The organism is Mycolicibacterium peregrinum, from assembly GCF_001665625.1.
Taxonomy (GTDB): Bacteria; Actinomycetota; Actinomycetes; order Mycobacteriales; family Mycobacteriaceae; genus Mycobacterium; species Mycobacterium peregrinum_B.
Genome location: NZ_LZSY01000179.1, coordinates 44,309 through 65,029, shown reverse-complemented (window position 1 = coordinate 65,029; position 20,721 = coordinate 44,309). Strand labels below are relative to the sequence as shown.

Sequence of the window (20,721 nt, the reverse complement as noted above, 5' to 3'; positions counted from 1 at the left end):
CTTATGCTAGTAAGTTGAGTATGACCTCAACTTATTCGTCCCCGGTCTTGGCGGTACTCGGCGTCGGACCCGGCCTCGGGTTGTCGATTGCTCAGCGATTCGGTGCCGCCGGACACCGCGTGGCCCTGATCTCGCGGTCCCCCGCGCGCCATCCCGACTATCTGGAAGCCCTGACCGGCAACGGCGTCGAGGCCGCCGCCTACGTGGCCGATGCGAACGATCCGGAACAACTCACGGCGACATTGGGTGCGGTGCGCGAGCGTTTCGGACGCATCGACGTCGGCTACTACGGGCCGGCCGCATTCGAAACGGCACCCACCGAAGACATCGCCGATCTCGATGCCAGCGGCGCCCGGGCGGCGCTGAACAGCGTGGTGCCCGCAGTCGACTTCGCGAGTCAGCTCCTGCCCGAGATGCGTGAACGCGGCAGCGGCGGGTTGTTGTTCGCCGGCGGGCTGAGCAGCGTGGTACCGATGCCCCCACTCGGTGGCATGGCACTCGCGGCAGCGGCATTACGCAACTATGCGATCACCCTGCACGCCGCCCTCCGCCCCGTCGGCGTCTATGCCGGCACCATCACCATCGGCGGACTCATCGAGCGCGGTGACATTCACCGGGCGATGGCGGGTGACGCCGAGCTGCCGACGATAAATCCCGACGAACTGGCAGAACAGGCGTGGGGTCTTTACCGCGACGGCACCGAGGCCGAAGCGGTGATCAACCTACTTTCCTGACTTCTTCGGCTTCTCCGACGGCTCTTCAGCAGCCGGCTTGTCCGAAACAGCCTCGGGCAGAAGCGCTTCCAGCGCAGCACCGGTGATCCGACGGAAGCACCGACGCGGCCGGGTCGCATCGAGAACGGCCACCTCGAGCGTCGCGGGACCGAGCGTCCGAGGCTCAGAGCCATTGCCACTCGCGCTCAGCGCCTTCACGGCGATCTTGACCGCTGCACCCAGGTCGGCGTTCTCCGCGTACGACTCGTTCAATGCGGTGATGATCGGCTCGGTGGTCCCGCCCATTACCACGAAATGCGGCTCGTCGGCGATCGATCCGTCATACGTGATCCGGTACAGCTCAGGGGCTTTCGTCTCGCCGTAGTGCGCCACCTCGGCCACGCACAGCTCGACCTCGTAGGGCTTGGCCTGCTCGGTGAAGATGGTGCCGAGCGTCTGCGCGTAGACGTTGGCCAGCTGACGGCCGGTGACGTCGCGGCGGTCGTAGGCGTACCCCCGGGTGTCGGCGAACTGGATGCCGCCGCGCCGCAGGTTGTCGAACTCGTTGAATCGCCCGACGGCGGCGAAGCCGACCCGGTCATAGAGCTCGCTGACCTTCTGCAGCGACCGCGACGGGTTCTCCGCCACGAACAGCACACCGCTGTCGTACGCCAGCGCCACGACGCTGCGGCCGCGGGCGATGCCCTTGCGCGCCAGTTCGGAGCGCTCACGCATCGCCTGCTCAGGCGAGATGAAGTACGGGAAGCTCATTTACCCCTCACCGCCCGTCCGGGTCCGGCGCGCGATGACCTCGCGGGCCAGCTCGGCGATGCGTTCCTCGGTGATCTCCACGGCACCCTCGGCACCGATGGTCACCGCGGTCGGATAGATCCCGCGCACCAGATCGGGCCCGCCGGTGGCGGAGTCGTCGTCGGCCGCGTCGTACAGCGCCTCGATAGCCACCTGGAGCGCCGAATCCGCATCCACCACACCGGGATAGAGCTTCTTGATCGATGACTTGGCGAAGATGGACCCGGACCCCACGGACTGGTAGCCCTCTTCTTCGATGTTCCAGCCACCTGCGGCGTCGAAGGACACGATCTGGCCGGCGTTCTCGGCGTCGGCCGCGTCGATGTCGTATCCGACCAGCAACGGCAGGGCCACGAAACCCTGCAGTGCCGCACCGAGATTGCCGCGCACCATGATGGCGAGGCGGTTGACCTTGCCGCGGAACGTCAGGGCGACGCCTTCGAGCTTCTCGTAGTGCTCGAGTTCCACCGCATAGAGCCGGGCGAACTCCACGGCGATGGCCGCGGTGCCCGCAATGCCCGTCGCGGTGTAGTCGTCGGTGATGTACACCTTCTGCACGTCACGGCCGGCGATCATGTTGCCCTGGGTCGACCGGCGGTCACCGGCGATCAGCACCCCTCCGGGGTATTTGATCGCGACGATGGTGGTCCCGTGCGGCACTGCGTTGGTGGGGTTGATGACGCCGTCGGCGACACGGTTGACCGGCAACAGTTCGGGAGCCTGACGACGCAGCAGTTCAGAGAAAGACGACAGGTCCATGGCTACAGATTGGGTACCGGAGAGAGTGGGTCGGGAAAGAGACAGGTTTTCGTGCCAGGTCACTGGCCGCCCTTTTGGACGTATGCGCGCACGAAGTCTTCTGCGTTCTCTTCCAGCACATCGTCGATCTCGTCGAGCAGATCGTCGGTGTCTTCAGCCAGCTTCTCGCGACGCTCCTGGCCGGCAGCGGATGCACCCGGGAGGTCGTCATCCTCGCCGCCGCCACCGCCACGCTTGGTCTGCTCTTGAGCCATCGCTGCCTCCTGCAATTGTCATCGGCTGGGCTAACCGCCCAACCGGTTCTTCCACAGTACCGGTCGGCACCCCGATTGCCGGGGATAGCTCACCGGTCCAGATGGTCAGTTCGTGAGTTGATCGACGAGTTCGGCCGCGCTGTCCACGGAATCCAGCAGAGCGCCGACGTGCGCCTTGCTCCCCCGCAGCGGCTCCAGCGTCGGAATCCGGACGAGCGAATCGCCGCCGAGATCGAAAATCACCGAGTCCCAGCTCGCCGCGGCGATGTCCGCACCGAATCGGCGCAGGCATTCGCCCCGGAAGTAAGCGCGGGTGTCGGTCGGAGGGTTGTCGACGGCATCCAGCACCTGCTGCTCGGTGACCAGGCGTTTCATCGAACCGCGGGCAACCAACCGGTTGTACAGGCCCTTGTCCAGGCGGACATCGGAGTACTGCAGATCGACCAGGTGCAGCCGCGGCGCCGACCAGGCCAGGTTCTCGCGGTTTCGGAAGCCCTCCAGCAACCGCAGCTTGGCCGGCCAGTCCAGGATCTCGGCGCATTCCATCGGGTCGCGCTCGAGCAGGTCCAGCACGTGGGCCCACGTCTCCACGACATGCGCGGCCCGTGGGTCCGGGTCCCGGCTGTCCACCAGCTTGGCCACCCGGTCCAGGTAGACCCGCTGCAGTGCCAATGCGGTCATCTCCCGGCCGTCGGCCAGCGCCACCGTGGCCCGCAGCGACGGGTCGCGACTGATCACGTGCACGGCGTGCACCGGACGGGCCAGAGCGAGATCGGACAGGTCGAGCCCGAACTGCGGGCCCTCCTCGATCAGGTCGAGCACCAGGGAGCTGGTGCCGACCTTCAGATAGGTCGACGTCTCGGCCAGGTTGGCGTCACCGATGATGACGTGCAGCCGGCGGTACTTGTCGGCGTCGGCGTGCGGCTCGTCGCGGGTGTTGATGATGCCGCGCTTGAGCGTCGTCTCCAGGCCGACCTCGACCTCGATGTAATCGGCCCGCTGGGACAACTGGAAGCCCGGATCGTCCCCCGAGGGCCCGATACCGACACGGCCCGAGCCGGTCACCACCTGCCGCGACACCAGGAACGGCGTGAACCCCGCGATCACCGCGGAAAACGGGGTCTGGCGGCTCATCAGGTAGTTCTCGTGCGACCCGTACGAGGCGCCCTTGCCGTCCACGTTGTTCTTGTACAGCTGCAGCTTGACCGCGCCGGGCACGCTGGCCACGTGGCGGGCGGCGGCCTCCATCACCCGCTCACCGGCCTTGTCCCAGATCACCGCGTCCATCGGATCGGTGCACTCGGGCGCCGAGTACTCCGGGTGGGCGTGGTCCACGTACAGCCGGGCACCGTTGGTGAGGATCATGTTCGCCGCGCCGACCTCGTCGGCGTCGACGATGGGAGCCGGTCCCGAGGCCCGGGACAGGTCGAATCCGCGGGCGTCGCGCAATGGCGATTCGACCTCGTAGTCCCACCGCGTGCGCTTGCCGCGCTGGATCCCGGCGGCCGCCGCGTACGCCAGCACCGCCTGAGTCGAGGTCAGGATCGGATTGGCAGTCGGATCGGACGGCGAGGAGATGCCGTATTCGACCTCTGTTCCGATGATCCGTTGCATGGGGCCAGCCTAGGTGACGGCTTGTGCGCCCCGAGCCGCCAGGTATTCGGGCCGTGGCCGCTTGGCCGCGAACGGGTCGGTCAGCGCGTTGTCCACCGAGTTGAACACCAGGAACACGTTCGAGCGCGGCAGGGGCGTGATGTTGGACCCCGAGCCGTGCAGCAGATTCGCGTCGAACCACAGCGCGGTGCCGGGCGGACCGGTGAACTGGTGGATGTCGTGCTCGTCGACGGCCTTGGTCAGCGTCGTCTGATCTGGCACGCCGATGTTCTGGGCGACCAGCGACGTGTCGTGGTTGTCGTCAGGCGTGGCGCCCACGCACGGATAGAACGTCTGGTGCGATCCGGGGATCACCATCAGCGACCCGTTGTACGGGTAGTTCTCGGTCAGAGCGATCGAGCACGAAACCGCGCGGATCTCCGGCATGCCGTCCTCGGCATGCCAGGTCTCGAAGTCCGAATGCCAGTAGAACCCGGTCCCGGTGAACCCGGGCATGAGGTTGATCCTGGCCTGATGGATGTAGACGTCGCCGCCCAGCAGTTGCTGCGCGACCGGCAACACCGTGTCGAGCCGGACCACCTGGGCAACCAGGTCGCTCAGCAGATGCGGTTCGAAGATCGACCGGATCGTGCCACCCGGCTCCCGGATCACCCGCGGATCATCGGCATCCAGATCCGCTGCGATCCGGTCTAATTCGTGCCGGAGCAGCGGGAGCCAGTCATCCGACACGGTCTCCGGCGCCACCAGGTACCCGTACTCCGAGAAACCGTCCAGGTGGGGCTGGCTGAGCGGGCCGTCCGCTGCGCCACCCCACACCACAGGCTCGTGCCGCGGTATCGGCTCGATGGCGTGGTCGAGCCGGGTCGGGTAGCGATCCTCGACCGCGACCATGATGTCCTCAGCGTCTGGCTGTGCCGTCATGCGACCGACTGCGGCGCCGGGTATACGCCGTTCTCGTCGTGCACCTCCCGCCCGGTCACCGGCGGGTTGAACACGCACAGCATGCGCAATTGCTCATCGCACGTGACTCGATGGCGGTCATTGTTGTTGAGCAGGTACATGGTTCCGTCGGCGAGCGGGTACTGCTGCCCGGTCTCAAGGTCCGTCAGCGTGCCGGTGCCCTCGATCACCCAGACCGCCTCGACGTGATGCTGATAGTGGAACTCATTGACCGATCCGGCTTCGATGGTGGTCTCGTGGAACGAGAAACCGACACCGTCACCCGCCAGGATGATGCGCTTGGAGCGCCAGGTGCCGTCGGCCACGTCCCGGTCGGTCCCGGTGATCTCAGTGGTGGTGCGAACAATCATGTCTCAAGCCTCCTCAGGCGAGCGCGACGGCGACAGACTCGGCGAGAACGTCGAGCCCCTCGGACAATTCGGTTGCAAGTGCGGTCAGCGGCGGCAGCAGTTTGACCACCTCGTCGGACGGGCCACTGGTCTCCATCAGCGCACCGCGGTCGAAGGCGGCCCGGCACACCTGTCCGGCCAGGTGCGCCTCTTCGAACTTGAGGCCCTGGGCCATGCCGCGACCGCGGGCGGACACTCCGTCGTGGGCCGCGGCGATCTCCTCCAGACGCGACCTGATCAGCTCACCCTTGACGGTCGTATCGGCGCTGAATTGGTCGTCCTGCCAATAGGTCTCGATTGCCGCCGTGGCTGTGATGAAGGCGGGATTGTGGCCACGGAACGTGCCGTTGTGCTCCCCCGGTGTCCACACGTCGAGGTCGCGACGGAACAGGGTGAGCGCCATCGGCAGGCCGTAACCACTCACCGACTTCGATATCGTGACGATGTCGGGCACGATGCCTGCGGCCTCGAAGCTGAAGAACGGCCCCGTGCGGCCACAGCCCATCTGGACGTCATCGACGATCAGCAGGATGTCGCGTTCGCGGCACAGGTCGGACAGCGCACGCAGCCATTCGATCCGCGCGACGTTGAGACCGCCTTCGCCCTGGACGGTTTCGACGATCACTGCGGCGGGCCGGTTGAGCCCGCTGCCTGAATCGTCGAGTACACGCTCGAACCACTGGAAGTCCTCGGTGACCCCGCCGAAGTAGTTGTCGTAGGGCATCGGGGTGGCATGAACCAGCGGAATTCCCGCTCCGGCCCGCTTCATCGAGTTGCCGGTGACCGACAGCGCACCCAGGGTCATACCGTGAAATGCGTTGGTGAAGCTGATAACCGACTCGCGCCCGGTCACCTTCCTGGCCAGCTTGAGCGCCGACTCGACCGAGTTGGCCCCGGTCGGTCCGGGGAACTGCACCTTGTAGTCGAGCCCGCGCGGCCGCAGGATGTGCTGCTCGAAGCTCTCCAGGAATCGCTGCTTGGCCGCGGTCGCGATGTCCAGCGAGTGCACAATGCCATCGGAGGCAAGGTATTCGAGCAGCGGCTGCTTGAGCGCCGGGTTGTTGTGGCCGTAGTTCAACGCCCCCGCACCGGCGAAGAAGTCGATGTAGGTGCGCCCCGCGGTGTCGGTCACCCAGGAGCCGACGGCCCGGTCCATCACGGTAGGCCAGCTGCGGCAATAACTGCGAACCTCGGATTCCACCGAGCTGAAGACGTCGGGCAGGTCAGATTCGGTCAGGGGAGCTGTCGTTGCGAGCAGCAAGGAACAATCCTTCCAATTCGGATCAAAATGGTTATCAGATAACTGATTTCAGCGTGAAAGCGGTGTGGTGATCGGCCCCATCCGCAGAATGGGCTCATCCTCGTGCGCTCCGCCGGCGTCGAGCAGGTCGGACCCGAAGTGCGGGTCTTCGACCAGGGGGACGCCGTGACGGCGCGCGAAGGCACCAAAGAATGCGCGTGACGCGGTATTGCCTGGGGCGACCGTGGCCTCCACGGTCACCGGACGCCCGTCACGCTGCGACCGCACCCGGTGGACGAGCGCGTCGAGCATGGTGCTGGCCAGCCCCCCGCCCTGCGCCGATGGCGCCACGGCCACCTGCCACACGAACAGGACATCGGGTCGCGGCGGCGGGTGGTAACCCGTGATGAATCCGTGCAGGTCACCGTCGCGTTCGGCCACTATTGACGTGGCAGCAAAATCAGTGGCCAGCAACAGATAGGCGTAGGTGGAATTCAGATCCAGCACCCCGGTAGCTTCCGCGAGGTCACGGATGCCAATCGCATCGGCACCCCGTGGTTGGCGCAGGAATTCTTCCCGGGAATGGCGTCCCGGGACGCTTTCTAAAACGTGCATATCGAGTTAAAAGTCACCACCGAACTTCTCAGCGATCATCGTCAGTTTCATGCCATCGGTGCCCTCGACGTAAGCACACCGCCCTGCCATGATCAAGCGCCGACACTCCTCCGGGCGCGCAGATCCGTCTGCGCAGACAGCTCTTGACCTGCATTAACTTCGACATTCGTCAATCTCAGAAAAGTGTTAGCGCCGTTATCCAATCGTTACATTTGGGCGGGGGTACCAGCTCGTCGCCCGCAGCTCTCCCCACCCCGCCGCCCAGTCCGACGGGAACATGCGAACCGAACGCGTCCGCAACCATTTCCCGACCACATTTCATTGGAAAAATTCCAATCGAAATTTAATAATCGCTGGTGCGGCGCGGGACAATGTCCCAGTCGAATAGCCTCGGGGGCTTTCCCTGCAATCGGCGAATCCGCGTTGGTCGCCATATCGCACTGTGGGCAACACCACGTGATCCGTAGCCCAGCACCACCCGCCCCCAACCGGTGCCGGTCACGACCAATACGGCCCCGGCGATGCCGGCACCGGTGACGGGATCGCCGGCGAGGGCGACACCGAGGATCGCGGCCCACAGCGGCTCGGTACCCACCAGAAGGCTGACCCTGGCCGGACTGGACGTGCTCAGCGCCCGCAGTTGAACCAGGAACGCGAACACCGTGCACGCCAACGCCAGGTAGCCGACGAGGGCCCATTCGGCCGGTCCGTAGGCAGCTGTTGTCGCCACAACGGACTGCCCAGACGCCACGCACAGCGCCGAAGCCACCGCAGCAACCGTCACCAGCTGCACCAAAGTGGTTCGTGCTGAATCGATCCCGTGACCGTCAGAGAAGCGTGCCATGACGGTGACGTGGACCACCCGCAACAAAGCGGCCATCACCATCACGATGTCCCCGATGCTCGGGACGGTCAGGCCGCCGGATTGGGTGAGCAACCCGCAACCGATGACCGCCAGCATCGCCGCGAGATAGAAGCGGCGCCCCACCCGCTGGCGCTGCATCGCCGGGGTGGCCACGATGGTGAGCGCCATGATCAACCCCGCGTTGGAGGCCGAGGTCATTGTCACGCCATATGTTTCGGCGACACAGACGGCAGCCAGCAGACCACCTCCGACCACACCCGAAACCACCTCGGTGCGGGTCAGACCCGGCAACCGCCGGCACAGGACCATGGCCAGAACCGTTGCCGCGACCGCGAACCGCACCAACAGAAGCACGAAAATTGTTTGTGCCGTGGCGATTTCCTTGGTGGCCAGGTAACTCGAACCCCACACCACCGCCACGGCAAGCAAACAGAGGTCGGTGCGACGGGTCATGCGGATCAGCGTGTCGCCTGGCCAATAGTTCAGTCAAGCTAATGTTTCTACTGATTATATGTAGTATTACTTCATGGATGCCGGCCGCCTGCGGATGCTGCGTGAACTCGCCGACCACGGCACCGTTGCCGCGGTGGCCCAGGTGCTCTCCATGACGCCCTCGGCGGTCTCACAGCAACTCAAGATCCTGCAACGCGAGGCCGGTGTACCGCTGATCGAACCCGAAGGCAGACGGGTACGTCTCACCGATGCCGGACAGGTCCTGGTGGGCCACGCCGACGCCGTGTTGGCGGCCCTGGACCGCGCCCGGAACGAGATGGACGCCTACCGCAGCACCCCCCGCGGCACGGTCAGTGTGTCGTTCTTCCCATCCGGTGCGGCAATGCTGTTGGCCCCGTTGGTCATCCGGGCGGCCGAGCGCGGGGTCCAGGTGCTCGGGCGCGACGTCGACGTGCCGGCGTCCCGGGCACCGGCACAACTGGCCGACTTCGATGTCGTTGTGGTCCACCGCGACGAGCGCGACCCCGCCTCCTGGGGCCCGCGCTTCGAAGCCGAAGAACTGTTACGCGAGCCGTTGGATGTCGTCGTGCCGGCCGGGCACTCCCTCGCCGGCAGGGGTCAGGTACGGCTGGCCGATCTGGCCGACGAACGCTGGATCGGGGTCGAGGGTGGTCTGATGGTCGACGACGTCCTCAACTCGATAGCGACCCTGTCCGGCGTCCAGCCACGAATCACGCAGCGGATAAACGACTTCCGCGTGGTCGAGGAGCTGGTACAGGCAGGCACCGGCATCGCCCTGATGCCCCGCTACGTGAGGCTGACCCGCGACCTGGTGCGGCTGACGATCACCGACATCCCGGTGGCCCGCCGGATGGAGGCGGTCACCCGCGTGGGGGCGAACACCCGGCCCGCGGTGAATGCCGTGCTGGAAGACCTGCGCGCGATCGCGGCGGACATCAGCTCAACGGCCGGCTGACTTGACCGCAGGCGAGCCGGCCCGGGACCGACCCGGGCCGGCTCGGCCTGGCGGACCGCCCTCCCGAGACCTACAGGTACTGGCCCAGGTTCGACTCGGTGTCAATCGCCCGCGACGCACTCGAGCTCTTCCCGGTGACGAGCGTGCGGATGTAGACGATCCGTTCACCCTTCTTGCCCGAGATCCGGGCCCAGTCATCGGGATTGGTGGTGTTGGGCAGGTCCTCGTTCTCGGCGAACTCGTCGACGATCGAATCCAACAGGTGCTGGATGCGCAGACCGGGCTGACCGGTCTCCAGCACGCTCTTGATGGCGTTCTTCTTCGCCCGGTCGACGACGTTCTGGATCATGGCGCCGGAGTTGAAGTCCTTGAAGTACATGACTTCCTTGTCACCGTTGGCGTAGGTGACCTCCAGGAACCGGTTGTCGTCGATCTCGGCGTACATCCGGTCCACGACCTTCTCGATCATGGTCTTGATCGTCAGCGACCGGTCGCCACCGAACTCGGCGAGATCGTCGGCGTGCACCGGCAGCGCCTCGGTCAGGTACTTCGAGAAGATGTCCTGTGCCGACTCGGCATCGGGCCGCTCGATCTTGATCTTGACGTCCAGGCGGCCGGGCCGCAGGATCGCCGGGTCGATCATGTCCTCACGGTTGGAGGCGCCGATGACGATGACGTTCTCCAACCCCTCCACGCCGTCGATCTCCGAAAGCAGCTGCGGCACAACCGTTGTCTCGACATCCGAACTGACGCCGGTGCCGCGGGTACGGAAGATCGAGTCCATCTCGTCGAAGAACACGATCACCGGAGTGCCTTCGGAGGCCTTCTCGCGGGCACGCTGGAAGATCAGCCGGATGTGACGTTCGGTCTCACCGACGAACTTGTTCAGCAGCTCGGGGCCCTTGATGTTGAGGAAGTAGCTCTTCGCCTCGCGGGCGTCGTCGCCACGAACCTCGGCCATCTTCTTGGCCAGCGAGTTCGCCACGGCCTTGGCGATGAGCGTCTTGCCGCACCCGGGCGGACCGTAGAGCAGCACACCCTTCGGCGGCCGCAGCGAGTACTCCCGGTAGAGCTCCTTGTGCAGGAACGGCAGCTCCACGGCATCGCGGATCTGCTCGATCTGCCGGCCCAGACCACCGATGTCGTTGTAGCTGACGTCGGGCACCTCTTCGAGCACCAGGTCCTCGACCTCGGCCTTCGGAATCCGCTCGAAGGCGTATCCGGCCTTGGTGTCGACCAGCAGCGAATCGCCCGGCCGCAGTTTGCGGGGCCGGTCGTCGTCCTGCCTGGCGTCGGGAAGGTCGGGCAGGTCCTCGGCCGCGACGAGCGGCTCGGCCAACCAGACGATGCGTTCCTCGTCGGCATGCCCGACCACCAGGGCCCGGTGTCCGTCGGCCAGGATCTCGCGCAATGTGCTGATCTCACCGACGGACTCGAAGTTGCCCGCCTCGACCACGGTGAGCGCCTCGTTGAGCCGTACCGTCTGGCCCTGCTTGAGCGAGGAGGTCTCGATGTTCGGCGAGCAGGTGAGTCGCATCTTGCGGCCGGAGGTGAACACGTCGACGGTGTCGTCGTCGTGGGTGCCGAGCAGCACGCCGTAGCCACTGGGCGGCTGGCCCAGCCGGTCCACCTCCTCGCGGAGGGCGAGCAGCTGCTGCCGGGCTTCCTTGAGGGTGTCCATGAGCTTGGCGTTGCGCGATGCGAGCGAGTCGATCCGGGCTTCAAGCTGGTGGACGTCACGGGCACTTCGCAGCCCACTCTGGGGCCCTACCGCATTCTCCAATTGCTCACGCAGAACCGCAGCCTCACGGCGCAGCGACTCGAGCTCGGCGGCATCATCGCTGGACATGGGTTGCGGGTGGCCCGCCGAGAAACTCTCGGCAGAGCCGTCCGAACGCTCTGACTCACTCATATTGCGCTCCCTCCCGCACCGTAAGTTGGTGCAGTAACAACTTCAACGCTACCGGCGATTCAGCCATTGTGTGCGCTCTAGGAACGAGACACACCAGCACCACTGTTAGCCTCTTAGTTCAGTTGGTCCGATCGAAAGGACAATCGTGGCCTTGAAAACCCTCGTTACCGGCTTCATCACCGCAGCTGCTGCCGCCGCCGTGGTGGGCGGAGCAGCAGCGGGTGTGACTTCTATTGCATCCAGCGGCATGTCGGCCGCCCCGGCGATCCAGCCGGTCGTGTTCGACGCGCCGCTGCCGGCCACTCCGGCACCGGACCTGGCTTCACCGCTGGTGCAGACCTTGCAGGCACTCGCCAGTGGCGGCTCGTTCAGCGGCAAGGCCCCCTACATCCAGGGTGGCATCGGCCGGATCGAGAGCATCGCCGCGGACCGCGCGTACAGCAAGGCCGCCGCTGAAGGAAAGTTCCCGCTGACCTTCAACATCGCCAACATCGATGACCAGGGCGGCGTGGCTTACGCCGACGTCACCGCCACCTCGGCGACGGGCGGCACCGCCACCCAGAACATCCAGTTCGTGGCGGGCCCGAGCCCGACCGGCTGGCAGATCTCCAAGGGGTCGGCCCTGAACCTGCTGTCCTCTGTCGGCTGAGTAGGTAGTTGAACCACAGCCGTATCGCAGTCCTGAGTGCCGCCACGATCGTGGCGGCACTTGGGCTCTGCGGGTGTAGTAGTAGTGACGAGCACCCGGCCAAGAGGTCACACCCGACCACCAGCGCGGTGTCGACGACCATGCCGGCGGCTCCGCCCGCGGCACCGCTGCCTGCCCCCGAGGTACTGACCGGAGTGTTGGACCGGTTGGCCGACGTCAACGTCCCCGGCGCCGACAAGGTGGTCCTGGTGGAACAGGGCACGGCCGACGATGCCGCCGCGCTGGACAAGTTCGGCCGCGCACTGGCCGACAACGGCTTCATGCCGCTGACCTTCGAGGCCACCGACCTGGCCTTCTCGCAGACCGAGCCGAAGAACGTGGTGGCAACCGTCAAGGCCACCGCGGGCGGCGAGCATTCGGACCGCACCTTCAGCTTCCCGATGGAATTCACCCCGCACGGCGACGGCTGGCAGTTGACCAGACACACCGCCGACATGTTGCTGGTCATGGGCGCGGGTGCCGAGGCATCCACACCGCCCGCCCCGACGCCGCCCCGCTGAGCCATGTGGATCGGTTGGCTGGAGTTCGACCTGCTGCTCGGTGACGTGCATTCGCTCAAACAGAAACGCTCGGTCATACGGCCGGTGATCGCCGAGTTGCACCGCAAGCTCGCGGTGTCGGCGGCCGAAACCGGAACCCAGGATCTGCACCGCCGCGCCGGCATCGGTGTCGCTCTCGTCGCCGCCGACCGTCACCACGTGGTCGACGTGCTCGATGCCGCCGAACGAATGGTGGCCGGCCGCCCCGAACTCGAGCTGCTCTCCACCCGGCGGGGCCTGCACCACAGCGACGACTGAACCGTCAGGCCCGTATCCCGCGGATCGCCCGGCGCGCCATTTTCGACCTGAGGGCGGTGATGGCCGCCGCGAAGCAACCGCTATGCAGAAAACGCCGGCGATCGATACGCCGTCAGGCGCCCGACTCAGACTCGAGAGCAGCGTCGACGGCGGCCTGGACAGCGAGCTGACGCTTCTTGCGCAGCGGGACCGGCGCCACCGCGCCGGGCGCCAATTTGCGCGCACTGACCAGAAACGCGGTGTGGCCGCGCATGTTGTGTTCCGGGCGCACCGCCAGGCCCACCACGTGCCAGCCGCGCTGCATGCTCTCCCAGGCCCGCGGTTCGGTCCAGCACTGCTGCTCGCGTAGCGCCTCCACCACCCGCGACAGCTGGGTGACGGTGGCGACGTAGACCATCAGCACGCCACCGGCGACCAGGGCCTTGGCGACGGCGGGCAGCACCTCCCAGGGCGCCAGCATGTCCAACACCACGCGGTCCATCTCCGGGCCGTCGTAGTCGGCGAGGTCGGCGACCACCAGGTCCCAGTTCTCCGGGCGCTCACCGAAAAACGTGATGACATTCTTCTCGGCGGTCGGCGCGTGATCGTCACGGATCTCGTACGACGTCACCCGGCCCTCGGGACCCACCGCCCGCAGCAGCGAGCACGTCAGCGCGCCGGAACCGGCACCGGCCTCCAACACCCGGGCGCCCGGGAAGATATCTCCCTCGTGGACGATCTGCGCGGCATCCTTCGGATAGATCACCTGCGCGCCGCGCGGCATCGACATCACGTAGTCGACCAGCAGCGGCCGCAGCACCAGGAACTGATCGCCGTTGGTCGATTTGATCACGCTGCCTTCCGGCAGCCCGATCACGTTGTCGAAGGCGATGATGCCGCGATGCGTGTGGAACTCACCGCCGGGGTTGAGCACCATCGTGTAGCGCCGGCCCTTGGCGTCGGTGAGTTGTACCCGGTCGCCAACGGCAAACGGTCCGGTCGGTCTCTTCCCTGCCACGGACGTCCAGCCTGCCAGTACACCCGCCGGGACGGTTGCCCGGGGTTGCGCAATTTTGTCGGAGCACCGTCCTAGGCTTACGGATGTGAGTGAAGAACCGGCCCCGACGCCGCGCCGCCCGGCGCTGTCGCCGTCGCGGGCCGGCGATTTCAAGCAGTGCCCGCTGCTCTACCGGTTCCGCGCCATCGATCGGCTCCCCGAGCCCCGGTCCACGGCGCAGCTGCGCGGTTCGCTGGTGCACGCCGCGTTGGAGCAGCTCTACGGGCTGCCCGCGGCCGAGCGGGTGCATGACACCGCGCTGACGCTGGTCGAGCCTGCGTGGGAGCAGGTCGTCGCCGCCGAGCCCGAGCTGGCCGACACCGAGTATCCGGCCACGTTGCTCGCCGAGGCCAGGGCTCTGTTGTCGGGGTACTACCGCCTGGAAGATCCGACCCGGTTCGATCCGCAGTGCTGTGAGCACCGCCTCGAGGTCGAACTGGCCGACGGAACGCTGCTGCGCGGTTTCGTCGACCGGATCGATGTCGCCCCGTCGGGCGAATTGCGCGTCGTCGACTACAAGACCGGCAAGGCCCCACCGGAGGCGCGGGCCCAGGCCGAGTTCAAGGCGATGTTCCAGATGAAGTTCTACGCCGTGGCGTTGCTGCGTTCGCGTGGAGTGATGCCGTCGCGGCTACGGCTGCTGTATCTGGCCGACGGCCAGGTGCTCGACTACTCCCCCACGCACGACGAGCTGTTGCGGTTCGAGCGCACGTTGATGGCGATCTGGAAGGCAATCCAGGTTGCCGGGGCCACCGGAGACTTCCGGCCCAACCCGTCGCGGTTGTGCTCGTGGTGTGCGCATCAGAGTTTGTGTCCGGCGTTCGGCGGCACCCCGCCGCCGTATCCCGGATGGCCAGAATCAGGAGCTGCATGATCGGGTGTCACTACCATCGGCTCGGCGTCGATGGTGAGTACCAACTGTTCGAATCCACCGCCGACACCCGAAGCAACTGGGATCCGGCCATTCAGCACGGCTCCCCGCCGCTGGCGCTGTTGACCAAGGCCATCGAGGAACTGACCGCCGGGTCCGGACTGCGGGTGGGACGGTTGACTCTCGACATCCTCGGCGCCATTCCCGTTGCGCCGGTGCGGGTCCGGGCCTGGGTGGAGCGGCCCGGCTCACGCATCTCGATGGTCGCCTCGGAGATGGAGGCGGCCCGGCCCGACGGCACGTGGCGCGCGGTGGCGCGGGTTACGGCGTGGCTGCTGGCTCCCAGCGACACCAGTGACGTGGCCACCGACCGCTTTGCACCGTTGGTGGAAGGTGAGGCCGCCGACGTCGCACACAACTGGGAAGGCGCACCGGGCTATCTGGAAAGTGTGTCCTGGCGCAGGCAGCGCACCGTCGAGGGCGAGGCCGCCGTGGCCTGGATGAGCCCGTTGACACCGGTGGTCGACGACGAGGAGACGACGGCCCTGCAGCGTCTGGCGCTCGTGGTGGATTCCGCCAACGGTATTGGCGCAGCATTGGATCCGGAGAAGTTCATCTTCATGAATACCGACACCGCGGTGCATCTGCACCGGCTTCCCGAAGGCTCGGACTTCGCGCTGCGAGCCCGCGGTTCCATCGGACCGGACGGTGTCGGTGCGACGACCGCGGAAATCTTTGACCGCAAAGGGTTTATCGGAACCTCGGCGCAAACACTGCTGGTGATGCGGGCGCCGTGATCACCGAGCTGCGCCGTCAGTTCGACCTGGCCTGGGCGCTGGCCGACCTGCACCTCTCCGCCCTGTCCGACGAGGATCACCTATGGGAGCCCGGTCCCCTGGTGTGGACGGTGCACGAAGATTCCTCGGGTCGGTGGTGGCCGGACTTCGCCGACGTCGAGCCCGACCCGATTCCGGTTCCGACCATCGGCTGGCTCACCTGGCACATGATCTTCTGGTGGTCGACCGCTCTGGACCACGTCGACGGCCGACCCCCAACGCCGCGTGCCGAGATCGACTGGCCCGGCCCTGAGGCCGCCGTGCAGCGGATCCGGGTGCTCAGTGCCCGCTGGAGCGGCCTGCTGGATTCGCTGACCGACACGGATCTTGCTGTCCCAGCGGCATTTCCGTGGGGGCCGGACGCCGGCCGGTCACTCGCCGACATGGCGTTGTGGCTGAACGTCGAGCTGGCGAAGAACGCCGCCGAGATCGGCCAGCTGCGGATGCTGCGCGCCGCGGCCCGATCCCGCGGCTGAGCGGGGCCGCTCGACAACCGCGCCGGACGTCGAAAGGCGTCAGCTATTTCGCTGAGCGGAAATACGGTTCGACGGTGCCACTGAGCTTGACGACCATAGGATTTCCGCGACGATCCTTCGCGGTAGGGACTTCAACACGTACCCAACCCTCGGCCACGTCGTATTCGTGAACATTGGTTTTCTCGACGCCGTTGAACCGGATACCCACGTCGCGGAGGAGCACCTCTTCGTTGTAGAAGGCGCTCCGCGGGTCGATGGAGAGGTGATTCGGTGGAACGTCTGCGTTCTGATCCTCGGACATGATGGCCTTCGTTGAATGCTGCGTTAGGTGCTCGGATTGATCCTCAGAGAATCTACGCGACCCTGCAGTACCGGGTTGCGCTCAGGTCGTGGCGGGCCGACTTGGGGCGGACGGCGGCACGTCCGATCGGTTCAGCTGGGCATCCAGTGAAGGCAGCTGGGATGGCCTCGAAGCTTGCCCTGACGTCGGGAGTGAGGCGTGACCGTTCCGCCGGTCCGAAGATCCGTGAAGATAACTGTAGGGCTTCCACCTGTATGAACGACCAACGCCAGTTGAGCAAGTAGGCAACGGTGTTCACCGGGTCGAGGGGTCATAATCGCCTACTCAATTATTTGACACGGACCCCGATTCGCGCGTCCTTCCCCAGTGTTTTTGCGTAAGTCCTCATCGTGATCCGACCGTCGTCCTGGAGTCGCTTGAGAACAGCGGCGTGGTGATCATCCTTGGGGAAGGTGAGTTTCGCTTCAGATATCTCAAGCTGGTTGTACGGGTCTGGCAGTGCCAGCAGGCATTGGATGATGTCAAGAACGCCGATCTCGTGACTCGACGCATGGAGAAGGCGGACTACGAGGCCGGGGTCGTTGGTGCCAGCTGCGATTCGGACGATCTTGGCGGCAGCGAGGTGGTGCCTTATTGTGAGGGCTGCGCGCCCGGCCGCCAGGAGTACGTCGCAATCGTCGGTCGGTATGAACTCGTCGAATCGGTTGAGCACCGCCCGCTTGACGTCGTTGCCGATATGGTGGCTTGCTAAGAGGCACAACGTCATATCACGGCCAAGCAATTCAGCGGTGACAAAGTCAACGAACTTTTCCGACCGTTCAATTGCATATTGCAGAGTCGCCCAGTCGCCGGTGTCGAATCGAGCAAAGAGATCACGCCCATCGAGGCAGACTTGCTCGCCTATAAGTAACCCTAGCAACGGGCCAGGTTCTGGTTGGACGCGGTCAACTGGAAACCACTCCTCAAGTTCAAGCGACACCACGAGCGCGACTCGCATTTCGGCATCCGGAATTGACGCAGTCGCGTTCAGGATGGATTCGGACACCCGAAGCTTCGTCTCTTCGATTGAGACAGGTGACGAGTCGTCATCGTCGTCTGCACTCTCGTCACTGGCAGGGATGGTGATCCCGCCCGCGGTGGTAAGGACAGCCGCGAGGTCTGCGTCGAGTTCTCCCAGATGACATATCAGGCGGTCTACGTTTCCCAGAGTCGCGGGAAAACGTCGGCATTGCGCCAAGGCTTCCCATGTGGAGTCCGGCACCGCTCCAAGATCTGCAATCGTGCAGCCAGGCGTGGCGCGCGAAATGATGTCCGCGATCTGCTGTTTCGAGTGGCGCCGGAGGTCGGTGACGATGTCCACGAAGGCCGATGGGTCGGCAACCGTCCACGTCGTCGGGCTTGTGGCGGCGGTGGTCGCGCCGGCGGTCCCGGCTCCTGGTCCGGCGTCGGCTATCGCATTGTTCCCGGGCACAGTTTGGCCATCGTGGCCGTTATCGGCGCCTATAGCCGCGAGGTATTCGTCTGAGTGCCTGAGCACATAGTGGTAAACGTTGCCATCGATAGCCTTGATGCGATCGAGGCTTAGAGTGTGTGGATCACCAAGTGCGGTCGCCAAATTGGCAGCTGTCAGATCATAACAGTCGCTCTCGACCATAACGCGTATTGCCTGCGGGGTGAGTGCCGCTAGGTCGTCACAGATGAACCCGGCCCGCATCATCGTCGCCACGGCGTTACGTACTTGGATGTCTGAGGACTGCCGAAGACGTATTTTCGAGTCCACCGCATCCGGCAGTTGGCTGAGAATCGGCAGAGACTTGTAGGTGCTCTGCATCAAGTTGCGGACGTCTTGGTCTAGTTGGTAATCGATCTCGCGATTCGAAGCAGCGAGCGCGATGTCGACAAGTCCGACCTTCTGGTCGCGTGTGAGGTGGGCGTTGCGGACAATCTGGGTGAAGATATCCGGCCAGCGTTCGGCGAGGTAGGACACGGCAGCGAGGGTTTGGGTTCCCTCGGCCAGGTATGTCTGAAGGAACGACTGCTCTTGCTCGCCGACCCGGCCGATTAGCGACTCGAGAATGGTGTGGGCTCCAGGGTCATCCTGTTTGAGGAGGTAGTCGAGTATGCCGATGTTGTAGGCGCTCACCTCGGACAGGAACGATTCATTGGTCTCTCGTAGCACCGCGGCAATCTCGTCGTCGTTATCAAATGGGTAGTTGGGATCGGCCAGGTTGTTGTCGATGTTGTGAACGATAAAGTTCATCGCGTTTGGGGGTACTCGGTGGCCGTAGTACTGACCCACGTACAAGGTGTAGTAGCGGTCGATGAACCCCTCGGCGATCAGAGCGCGGCCAACCTCAGAGTTGATGTGGTCAGCGAGCAACCGTTCGAACGCCACGCTCGTATCACCGCGCGTCACAGTGAAGTCCGCCCGCTTGGCCAAGTCGCAGAAGTCGGCAGTCCGTAACGTCTCCAGGTCGGCACGGAGTTGCACCTTCTCTCGCTCCAGCTGGTCTAGTTCTCTGTGATCCCAGTCGTCAAGGCGCGGTACGTCCTTTCGACTGTCTGCCAGCAGCATTCCGACGTCGTTGACTGTCGCTGTGACAGCGAATGGGTTATAGCCTGGGGCTGAAAACGTGGCGGTGACACCAATTCCTTCTGCGAAGAAGGCTCGCCAGAAGGAGTCCGTACTTGCCGCAGAAACTTCGAATTCGTTGACACCGATACGGTATCCCTGCAAGGGCATGTTCGGATTTTGGAGGGCGGCAATCGTCCTCACGAACCAGGCGAGGCGTTCGCCCCACTCTGCCGACCGCTCAGCGAGGATTCGTTCGAGTGCCACAGCATCGGCGATCTCGCGAAGTTGCGCGCGTCGGACGGTGATGGACTCAGTGATCAGGTCTCGACTGAGTCGGTAGATGGTGTCTAGATTGCTGCGCCCTAGCAACACGTGTTCAAAGTCGGAAAGATGGACGTTCTTGTAGACCACCATGGCGAATAGCTTGTCGGGGTGCAGCCCATCGATACCCCGCTTATCTGTGATAAGACGTCTTGCATACACCGAGTATTCGTTGCTGATGTTGGTAAGTAGCCGCATGTCCGGCAAGTGGCGTGCAGTTAGATCGATCAGCTCGGGGCTTACCCGAGTAGCTTGCGCCGCAGTGTTATTGCCTTCGTTAAGAATCTCAGTTAGCAGATCCCTTGAGGTTCGGTGCGTGATGAACGGGACTACAGGTATCACGAGGTCGAAGAACTTCGTACGGTTCGCCCGAACCGCCTCCGCCTTAGCAGCGTCGCCTTCTTGGCATTTGGTGTCGTGGCCGAGCATCTCAAAGATGCTGTCTCGTAGCGCGTAAACGAAGCGGATTGACCGGCCCTCTGTTTGCTTACTGTTGTTCAGCAAAGTGTTCAGCTCTCGGAGCGCCTCGAAGATACCCGGCTCGTCGAAGCGATCTAGATCTTCGAAGATGACGATGTCGATATCGCGCGCAGACTCGAAGAAGTAGACGATCTCGTCCAGATACTTGTCGAAGTAGCTTTCGGACTTCGTCAAGGAGATTGACGCCCCGCCTGCCGAGACTGCGGATACCGTTAGCCGGTTATGCACAGCGAGTCGCGTCCACGCTACAAGTGAGATCGCTGCGATGGACGTGACAACCGCGGCGATGACTCGAAGCCACCAAGGGTGATTGTTGGCCATGCCTGGAAGTGCTGGTAGTGCCCCGAAAAGCCAGAGCACTAGGCCCAGGGCGATTAGGCCGAATACCGACTCCCCCACTGCTCGCCAACGAGGTAGCCGGTCGATTCGCTGATACCGCGATTGCGGCAACCGAGCCGGCTTCTCTCGGTGAAGGAGTTGCTTGACCAGTTCCTTCTCGATCTGGTTCGTGCGGGACTCATCGTCCGCATCAGGCCCCAAAGTCGAAAGCGAGAGGAACAGGACCCGGTTGCGGTTGTGGCGGGCGAACTCCTGCAAGACACTGGACTTTCCGGCACCGTACCGCCCGTGAGCGCGATGTTGCAAACGTTGTCGGTTTTCAGCGCAGCATTAAGGTGATCGACATAGATCTGGTGCTGTTCACGGTCGAAGCCCGGTGTCAGTGGAGCCAGACCTGCGTCCGTCGATGTCCGCGACGGT

Annotated in this window: 21 protein-coding genes; 8 read left to right on the top strand and 13 right to left on the bottom strand. The window is 64.6% G+C overall.

The window, feature by feature from the left end:
* Positions 1 to 20: 20 nt before the first annotated feature.
* On the top strand, positions 21 to 734 hold the full coding sequence (locus A5779_RS29030) for an SDR family NAD(P)-dependent oxidoreductase (RefSeq protein WP_064887180.1): 714 nt from the start codon (positions 21 to 23) through the stop codon (positions 732 to 734).
* Here the strand turns inward: A5779_RS29030 and prcA are convergent.
* The 9 genes from prcA to A5779_RS28985 form a co-directional block, all read right to left on the bottom strand.
* Positions 723 to 1,484 carry a proteasome subunit alpha gene (gene prcA, locus A5779_RS29025; RefSeq protein ID WP_064887179.1) on the bottom strand — a complete coding sequence of 254 codons (762 nt, stop codon included), beginning with the start codon at positions 1,482 to 1,484 and terminating at the stop codon, positions 723 to 725. The genes A5779_RS29030 and prcA overlap by 12 nt on opposite strands.
* Positions 1,485 to 2,282, bottom strand: coding sequence for a proteasome subunit beta (gene prcB / locus A5779_RS29020; RefSeq protein WP_064887178.1), 798 nt, complete (start codon positions 2,280 to 2,282; stop codon positions 1,485 to 1,487).
* Positions 2,283 to 2,341: 59 nt separating this feature from the next.
* Complete coding sequence (locus A5779_RS29015) at positions 2,342 to 2,536, bottom strand: ubiquitin-like protein Pup (RefSeq protein ID WP_055114885.1); 195 nt, start codon at positions 2,534 to 2,536, stop codon at positions 2,342 to 2,344.
* 105 nt (positions 2,537 to 2,641) lie between these two features.
* Positions 2,642 to 4,150: a depupylase/deamidase Dop gene (gene dop / locus A5779_RS29010; protein ID WP_064887177.1), complete on the bottom strand. Its 1,509-nt coding sequence runs from the start codon at positions 4,148 to 4,150 to the stop codon at positions 2,642 to 2,644.
* Between the two features lie 9 nt (positions 4,151 to 4,159).
* Complete coding sequence (thpD, locus tag A5779_RS29005) at positions 4,160 to 5,071, bottom strand: ectoine hydroxylase (RefSeq protein ID WP_064887176.1); 912 nt, start codon at positions 5,069 to 5,071, stop codon at positions 4,160 to 4,162.
* Positions 5,068 to 5,460: an ectoine synthase gene (locus tag A5779_RS29000; protein WP_064887175.1), complete on the bottom strand. Its 393-nt coding sequence runs from the start codon at positions 5,458 to 5,460 to the stop codon at positions 5,068 to 5,070. The genes thpD and A5779_RS29000 overlap by 4 nt, the downstream gene beginning before the upstream one ends.
* Positions 5,461 to 5,473: 13 nt before the next feature.
* The gene (ectB, locus tag A5779_RS28995; RefSeq protein ID WP_064887174.1) at positions 5,474 to 6,760 is read right to left on the bottom strand and encodes a diaminobutyrate--2-oxoglutarate transaminase; all 1,287 of its coding nucleotides are present in this window, start codon (positions 6,758 to 6,760) and stop codon (positions 5,474 to 5,476) included.
* A gap of 48 nt (positions 6,761 to 6,808) precedes the next feature.
* On the bottom strand, positions 6,809 to 7,354 hold the full coding sequence (gene ectA / locus A5779_RS28990; protein ID WP_064887173.1) for a diaminobutyrate acetyltransferase: 546 nt from the start codon (positions 7,352 to 7,354) through the stop codon (positions 6,809 to 6,811).
* 343 nt (positions 7,355 to 7,697) lie between these two features.
* Positions 7,698 to 8,672 (bottom strand): DMT family transporter, encoded by a 975-nt coding sequence (locus A5779_RS28985; RefSeq protein ID WP_082941894.1) that lies wholly within the window; start codon positions 8,670 to 8,672, stop codon positions 7,698 to 7,700.
* Between the two features lie 73 nt (positions 8,673 to 8,745).
* Here A5779_RS28985 and A5779_RS28980 point away from each other — a divergent pair, with 73 nt between their 5' ends.
* The gene (locus tag A5779_RS28980) at positions 8,746 to 9,648 is read left to right on the top strand and encodes a LysR family transcriptional regulator (protein ID WP_064887172.1); all 903 of its coding nucleotides are present in this window, start codon (positions 8,746 to 8,748) and stop codon (positions 9,646 to 9,648) included.
* A gap of 70 nt (positions 9,649 to 9,718) precedes the next feature.
* Here the strand turns inward: A5779_RS28980 and arc are convergent, their stop codons facing one another.
* On the bottom strand, positions 9,719 to 11,560 hold the full coding sequence (gene arc / locus A5779_RS28975) for a proteasome ATPase (protein WP_064887171.1): 1,842 nt from the start codon (positions 11,558 to 11,560) through the stop codon (positions 9,719 to 9,721).
* A gap of 145 nt (positions 11,561 to 11,705) precedes the next feature.
* On the opposite strand from arc, the gene A5779_RS28970 reads away from it, so the two are divergent.
* Genes A5779_RS28970 through A5779_RS28960 form a run of 3 tightly spaced genes read left to right on the top strand, consistent with a single transcriptional unit; the run spans position 11,706 to position 13,066 of the window.
* Entirely contained in the window at positions 11,706 to 12,209 is a 504-nt protein-coding gene (locus tag A5779_RS28970; protein ID WP_082940169.1) for an MTB12 family secreted protein, read from the top strand.
* 8 nt (positions 12,210 to 12,217) lie between these two features.
* Entirely contained in the window at positions 12,218 to 12,769 is a 552-nt protein-coding gene (locus A5779_RS28965; RefSeq protein WP_064887170.1) for a lipoprotein LppK, read from the top strand.
* Positions 12,770 to 12,772: 3 nt separating this feature from the next.
* Positions 12,773 to 13,066, top strand: a complete 294-nt coding sequence (locus tag A5779_RS28960) for a DUF503 domain-containing protein (protein ID WP_064887169.1) — start codon at positions 12,773 to 12,775, stop codon at positions 13,064 to 13,066.
* Positions 13,067 to 13,178: 112 nt separating this feature from the next.
* On the opposite strand, the gene A5779_RS28955 is transcribed toward A5779_RS28960, so the two are convergent.
* Positions 13,179 to 14,063, bottom strand: coding sequence for a tRNA (adenine-N1)-methyltransferase (locus A5779_RS28955; RefSeq protein WP_064887168.1), 885 nt, complete (start codon positions 14,061 to 14,063; stop codon positions 13,179 to 13,181).
* 85 nt (positions 14,064 to 14,148) lie between these two features.
* Between A5779_RS28955 and A5779_RS28950 the strand changes: the two genes are divergently transcribed.
* The 3 genes from A5779_RS28950 to A5779_RS28940 are packed head-to-tail and all read left to right on the top strand — an operon-like array spanning position 14,149 to position 16,285.
* The gene (locus tag A5779_RS28950; RefSeq protein ID WP_064887167.1) at positions 14,149 to 14,976 is read left to right on the top strand and encodes a RecB family exonuclease; all 828 of its coding nucleotides are present in this window, start codon (positions 14,149 to 14,151) and stop codon (positions 14,974 to 14,976) included.
* Positions 14,973 to 15,770: a thioesterase family protein gene (locus tag A5779_RS28945; protein WP_064887166.1), complete on the top strand. Its 798-nt coding sequence runs from the start codon at positions 14,973 to 14,975 to the stop codon at positions 15,768 to 15,770. The genes A5779_RS28950 and A5779_RS28945 overlap by 4 nt, the downstream gene beginning before the upstream one ends.
* Complete coding sequence (locus A5779_RS28940; protein ID WP_064887165.1) at positions 15,767 to 16,285, top strand: DinB family protein; 519 nt, start codon at positions 15,767 to 15,769, stop codon at positions 16,283 to 16,285. The genes A5779_RS28945 and A5779_RS28940 overlap by 4 nt, the downstream gene beginning before the upstream one ends.
* A gap of 43 nt (positions 16,286 to 16,328) precedes the next feature.
* Here the strand turns inward: A5779_RS28940 and A5779_RS28935 are convergent, their stop codons facing one another.
* Both A5779_RS28935 and A5779_RS28930 read right to left on the bottom strand, forming a co-directional pair.
* Complete coding sequence (locus A5779_RS28935) at positions 16,329 to 16,586, bottom strand: DUF3297 family protein (RefSeq protein ID WP_064887164.1); 258 nt, start codon at positions 16,584 to 16,586, stop codon at positions 16,329 to 16,331.
* A gap of 328 nt (positions 16,587 to 16,914) precedes the next feature.
* Entirely contained in the window at positions 16,915 to 20,607 is a 3,693-nt protein-coding gene (locus A5779_RS28930) for a YobI family P-loop NTPase (RefSeq protein WP_330220089.1), read from the bottom strand.
* Between the last annotated feature and the right edge of the window lie 114 nt (positions 20,608 to 20,721).